Raw genomic sequence first — 5,769 nt, forward strand, 5'->3', positions numbered from 1 at the left:
ACCATGTTAGCAAAAGTGCCTGCAATAAAAATTCTGATTTTATTAATAGGCTTGAAAATATTCAATATAAAAAATATTCTTTTCTTTTTTATTTAATTATACTTCATAAAATAAAATATCCCAAAAGGCTCTGTAAAATAAACCAAATCTCTTGGTGATACTGGAAAAATAACTAGAACTATTCAATTATTAACCCTAAACTCTAAAAGACCTTCCAGCAAGATAAATGCCGAAGGCCTTCTTCTATTTGTTTTTCTAAAATTCAGGTACGAAGGGGTATTCCTCTTAGGCAAACTCCATATGATCCTAAGAATCACTCACTTGATATTTATTCTCATACCTGGTGCATCATATGGTGCATAAGCGCCATTTTAACTACCCTGCTCAAATACTGCCTAGCATCATCAATTGACATATTACAGCATATCAGTGTATTTATTATATCCGGATGGTGACGTTCAAACATACTTATAATTTCCTGAGTATCTGAATTTATTTTTTCCTCCATATCTGATTCTGACATACCCTCCATCATTTCTGGCATCTGCTGATTTACATCCGGCATCTGCTGATTTGTATCCGGAGCCTGCTGAATGGGTTGTACCGTTGTTGCGCCTCCGCCACTGTCAATTCTATTCTCTTCATATTCACCGTTTCTAAACATAGACCTGTATTTTCTTCCTTTTAAAGCACCTCTCATCCCATTGTTAATTCTGCAATAGCAACACATTGGCATAATTCCCATATCTGAACGTATATATGGATACATAAAAACCTCCAATAAAATTTTATTATAATAGTATACTATGCAAAAGAATTAACTAAAGGTGCATGTTCGATTGCATAAATATATTTTTCAGCTTTTCGAACCAATCGAGCGGTTTCAACCTTACTCAAATCCGTACTATAAATACTTGGAGCTTTAGTCGTGGAATCTTCACCCTGTGCCCCATGCATGCTGCAGCCAGGCATTCCACTGGATGGGGCAGGTATTGAAGAATCAGGCTTGGAAGTATCCACGGTGGAAATATCATCAACCACTTTAATCACTCCTCTTATCATGCCCATTCCACAGCTGAAATTTATATCTCCGCCCTTCGGTGTAAATTCAATTATATTTTCACCAGCCTGTAAGTTCCTTTGAATATTTAAGGAAGGTACAATAATTTGTCCGTTACAGGAATTCAACGCTTTTCCATCAATTATCCACTTCACAGGTACATTTTTTTGAACATAAAGTCCATTGGGAATATATCCTGAATCATCTGCTGTCATTTTGATTATCTGAACTCCATCTTTTAAGGTTGATTTTCCAGCAGAAGATTCTGCAGATGTCTTATTGCCGTATAAACCGGCAGCCAATGTAGACACCGTAGGTATGTTTACACCAGCTAGGGCCAATCCCCTGCTTCCCATCACTATGCCTAAAACTATTACCAATATCCCGCTGAATTTCAATAAAGTTTTTGTATATCCCCTGCTGAGTATGCCGGATACTGCACCAAATCCCAGCATCAGAGGAACAGTACCAAGAGAAAACATCAACATGGACAATGAACTCTTAAGTATACTCCCTGTTCCCAGTGCATATAACTGCATTGCCTGAAGAGGCCCGCAGGGCATGAGTCCGTTTAAAATTCCAACCAAAAATGGTGTTCTTGGTTTTTTCTTCATGGAGCAGGCAGACCAAGGCAGCCTTATGTTAAATCTTTTAAATAAGCTATATCCACTCATATTGGATCCCATTATAATCATGAATATACCCGCAAATATTTGAAGCCCGGCCTTTATGGATATAGATAGTGAAAATACCGAACCAAGCCCTCCTACTATTCCACCGAGTACGGTATAGGACGTCACTCTGCCTGCATTGTATAGAGCAGCAGGCTTAATAGAATCAAACTTACTTTTTCCACCCTTGTTTACACTCTGTGACAGTGCCATTCCACCACACATACCTACGCAATGTATGGATGTGAGTATTCCAACCAGGAACAAGACAAAATATGTAGCGCCATTGAGCCTGGAGTTAATATCGATTCCACTTGATGAACTGCCAATCAATATAACCGCAGCTGCAATTACAAACATACCTGCTATTTTGTACCTACTTGAGCTTTCAGTACTGTATCCGGATACCCTTATGGCATCTTTAATATTTTCCAGACTGCATAGATCCGGATTGTATTCTACAATTACAGATTCATCATTAAAGCTGGCCAGAGCATTTCTTACACCATTTAACCTTTTAACCGCCTTTTCTACCCGCAGTTCACAGGATACACAGGTCATATCAAAGACTTTAATTTTCTCTTTTCTACTCTTCACACCTTCAATCCTCCCATAATTTTTATAATTTGGACAAAAATCAATTTAATTAAGTATATAAACTTCCTATGAAGATGTTATGAATCATCGCTAAGGTCTTCATATAATCAACATAATAATTTGGTAAACTAATTTTGAGTTAACGGTGAATACTAAAATTGTAAATACATCAAATTATCTGTAAAATATAATTAGGTCATTATTATATCCTTGGGAGTGATATTTTTGCAAAGCATTCGAAAGAGATTGGGTATTACAATTATTTTCTGCTCAATTATTTCAGTTATATTACTGGCACTGTATGTAAAATTCACAGTAAACAGTACTTTTAATAAATATATGATGGACACTCAGAAAAGCAGAAACAACAGAATTGTGGACTATTTTCAACAGGTATACAAAAGAGACAAAAAATGGACTATAAATTCTGGAGAAGAGATAATGCACGAAGCTTATATGAGTAATTACTGCCTGACCCTTTTAGATTCCAATAAAAATACCATCTGGGGTATGGATTCCAACGATATAAAAGAAAAATCCCACAAGATGATGCAAAACGTCTATAACAACAAGGGGATTTACACATCAAATTCCTTTAAGATCAAGTATAATGGAAAAATTGTAGGCTATGTAGTAATAGGACAATATTCTCCAATTTTACTGACGCAGCAGGATATAGATTTCAAAATGTCTATAAACAGAGATATTATTATAAGCGTTATAGCAGCCATAATTATCGCTGTCATAATAAGCATAATAATATCAAAACAATTTTCATCCCCTATTAAATCCGTATCCGATACTTCTGTTAAACTTTCCAGGGGAATGTACGATTCCACTTCAAATGTAAAAACTAATATAAAAGAACTAAACAATCTGACTAAAAGCATAAATGCCCTGGGTAAAATATTAAAAGAGCAGGAGCTCCTCAGGAAAAGGCTTGTTTCAGATATCTCCCACGAAATAAGAACTCCCCTGAATATTCTACAAAATAATCTGGAGGCAATGATTGACGGAATATTTCCTGTAACTGAAGAACGCTTGAATTATTTGAATCAGGAGGTCATAAGATTTGGCAAGCTGCTAAATAATTTAAATATTTTAAAACAATTTGAAGATGAAAAATCAGACCTTAATATGATGGAGATCATATCTCTGGATAAACTTGTTACTTCCATAAGCAGCAAGCTTTCCATCGATTTTAAAGAGAAAAATATCAATTTTTCTCTAAATATAGAAAAAAACAAAAAATTTGAGATACTGGGAAATGAAGACGAATTGAAACAGGTTTTTATAAATTTATTCTCCAATGCCATTAAATTCACCCCGTCTGGAGGAAGCGTATGGGTTGATCTTTATACAAATGCCAGTAAAATTATAGTTAAAATCAGAGATAACGGCATAGGCATAAAGAAGGAGGATCTCCCCTACATTTTTGAAAGATTGTACAGGGCAGACAAGAGCCGCCGTAAAACAGAGGGAAATGGCATAGGATTGACTATTGTAAAAAAAATACTCACTCTCCATTCCGCTGCAATTGATGTCAAAAGCACTTTTGGCAAAGGAACGTCATTTATTTTATATTTTAACAAGAACAAGGAGAATAATAATGAATAATATTTTAATAATTGAAGATGAAATAAAGGTATCGGAAGTAATTAAAGCCTACCTTGAAAGAGCAGGTTATAGAGTTTATTGTTCTACTAGAGGCTACGACGGAATCAAGCTGTTCAATAAGATAAATTTTCAACTTGTCATATTGGACTTGATGCTGCCGGATATAGACGGAGAAGAAATATGTAAAATTATAAGGGAAGTATCGGACGTACACATATTTATGCTCACTGCAAAAGCAGAATTAAGTGATAAGATCAAAGGGCTTACCCTGGGAGCGGATGAATACCTCACCAAGCCCTTGAGTCCAAGAGAGCTCACTGCAAGAGTAAATGCATTATTTAGAAGAATAAATTCTGACAAAACAACAATACTTTCTTATGACGGCAGAAAACTTAAAATTGACAATGAAAGAAGAAATGTTCAGGTAAGAGGAAAATATGTAGTTCTCACCCCAAATGAATTCGATATTCTATATGCTCTTGCTTCGAATAACGGCAAAGTTCTATCCAGGGAACAGCTCATAAGAAATGTATATGGTATAGATTTTGAAGGTTCCGACAGAACTATAGACGCCCATATCAAGAATTTGAGAAAAAAAATAGAATACAACAGTAAAGAGCCAAAATATATACTCACTGTGGTGAAGATAGGCTATAAATTCGGCGCCGTGAAAGATCCAGAATGATATGAAAACGGGCATAGATTCTAACCCTTGTATGAACCTATGCCCTCTAGCCTTACCCGGGCTTAACTGTTAATCCTTTTTACATTTACATTTTTATTATCTTCTCTATCATCACAACACTTACTTTTTTTAGAATGCATAAACATCATTGGTATCATTAAAATCATCATTATAGGACATATAAACGGAGCTGCTGCTGCAAGCATAATTTTGAACCTTGGCGCCAATCCTAAAAATGGCAGAGATGATAGTAACACTACCGGTATAGCACAGCAAACAACCATCATAATTATGTGACTTATTCCACTGTGGCCGCTTTTATTGTTCATATTATTACTTCCATGACAATTCATAATAAATACTCCTCACTTATATTATTTATTTAGATAATACAATATTGTTATGGAGATATTATGAAGGGAAAAATGAATTTGTTTATATACTCTTTACAAAATCAAAACCACCAATTAGCCCATTTACATAGAACTAATTGGTGGTCAAGCAACTCCTAACCCATATAAACACTCTGATTCTACTTGAATATCCGTCACCCTTTTCTAATTGTTTTTTATAACGTAAAATCTATTATATTTACTTAAATCAATTACAATTCTCTACAGACATATACATTTGATTGACAACTAATCTTTCTTAAACATACTATTCTCCATGTCTGTATCTTAAACATTTTCAAATAACAATTTTCAAATCATACATCAAATCATCAATCTTTTATACTTCCTAAAACTCAATTAGGATCAATTATCTCTTACCCTGAACATTTTCATAATTAAAAACGTTCACCGTCCCCGATCTAGTAGATACCTCTTCAAGTTTACTTCCACCAAGCACATTTGCTTCCATATACTATTGAGTGTTCACTACCTGCTGTCCTAATCTCTTCCTTGTCTAAACCCTTTTTTCAATCTTCATTTATGAGTTAGAAGTGCTGAGAAGAAGTTTTTATCCTTCTTCTTAATTTTATTATATAGTAGGCCTATAATTATGTCAACTTATATTTCAAAATTTTTGAATAATTCTATCTACTATTTTATTATAAAACCCTCTTTTCTTATTTGTTAGTATATTTTTAGACCTGTCTCTTATAAAAATCTTACTCTTCCGACGAAGCTAGAAGT

Annotated in this window: 5 protein-coding genes; 2 read left to right on the forward strand and 3 right to left on the reverse strand. The window is 34.5% G+C overall.

Annotated elements, in window-relative coordinates; translation table 11 throughout:
* Positions 1 to 334: 334 nt before the first annotated feature.
* Both J5G60_RS16145 and J5G60_RS16150 read right to left on the reverse strand, forming a co-directional pair.
* A complete protein-coding gene (locus tag J5G60_RS16145) occupies positions 335 to 769 on the reverse strand; it encodes a hypothetical protein (protein WP_150357107.1) in 435 nt (144 codons plus the stop codon).
* Between the two features lie 35 nt (positions 770 to 804).
* Entirely contained in the window at positions 805 to 2,328 is a 1,524-nt protein-coding gene (locus tag J5G60_RS16150; protein ID WP_150357108.1) for an urease accessory protein UreH domain-containing protein, read from the reverse strand.
* A 225-nt stretch (positions 2,329 to 2,553) separates the two neighbouring features.
* Between J5G60_RS16150 and J5G60_RS16155 the strand changes: the two genes are divergently transcribed.
* Together J5G60_RS16155 and J5G60_RS16160 are read left to right on the forward strand one after the other, a co-directional pair.
* A complete protein-coding gene (locus J5G60_RS16155; RefSeq protein ID WP_150357109.1) occupies positions 2,554 to 3,945 on the forward strand; it encodes a sensor histidine kinase in 1,392 nt (463 codons plus the stop codon).
* Positions 3,938 to 4,630: a response regulator transcription factor gene (locus J5G60_RS16160; protein WP_150357110.1), complete on the forward strand. Its 693-nt coding sequence runs from the start codon at positions 3,938 to 3,940 to the stop codon at positions 4,628 to 4,630. Before J5G60_RS16155 ends, J5G60_RS16160 begins: the two co-directional genes overlap by 8 nt.
* 62 nt (positions 4,631 to 4,692) lie before the next feature.
* On the opposite strand, the gene J5G60_RS16165 is transcribed toward J5G60_RS16160, so the two are convergent.
* Positions 4,693 to 4,983, reverse strand: coding sequence for a hypothetical protein (locus J5G60_RS16165; protein WP_150357111.1), 291 nt, complete (start codon positions 4,981 to 4,983; stop codon positions 4,693 to 4,695).
* Positions 4,984 to 5,769 lie beyond the last annotated feature (786 nt).

Origin of the sequence: Clostridium sp. HV4-5-A1G, from assembly GCF_900184915.1 — a bacterium.
In the GTDB taxonomy this organism is placed as follows: domain Bacteria; phylum Bacillota; class Clostridia; order Clostridiales; family Clostridiaceae; genus Clostridium_B; species Clostridium_B aromativorans.

Bases quoted from the DNA above. Each gene is read 5' to 3' on its own strand.
- J5G60_RS16145 (WP_150357107.1), bottom strand. From the start codon at position 769: ATGTATCCATATATACGTTCAGATATGGGAATTATGCCAATGTGTTGC.
- J5G60_RS16160 (WP_150357110.1), top strand. From the start codon at position 3,938: ATGAATAATATTTTAATAATTGAAGATGAAATAAAGGTATCGGAAGTA.
- J5G60_RS16165 (WP_150357111.1), bottom strand. From the start codon at position 4,983: ATGAATTGTCATGGAAGTAATAATATGAACAATAAAAGCGGCCACAGT.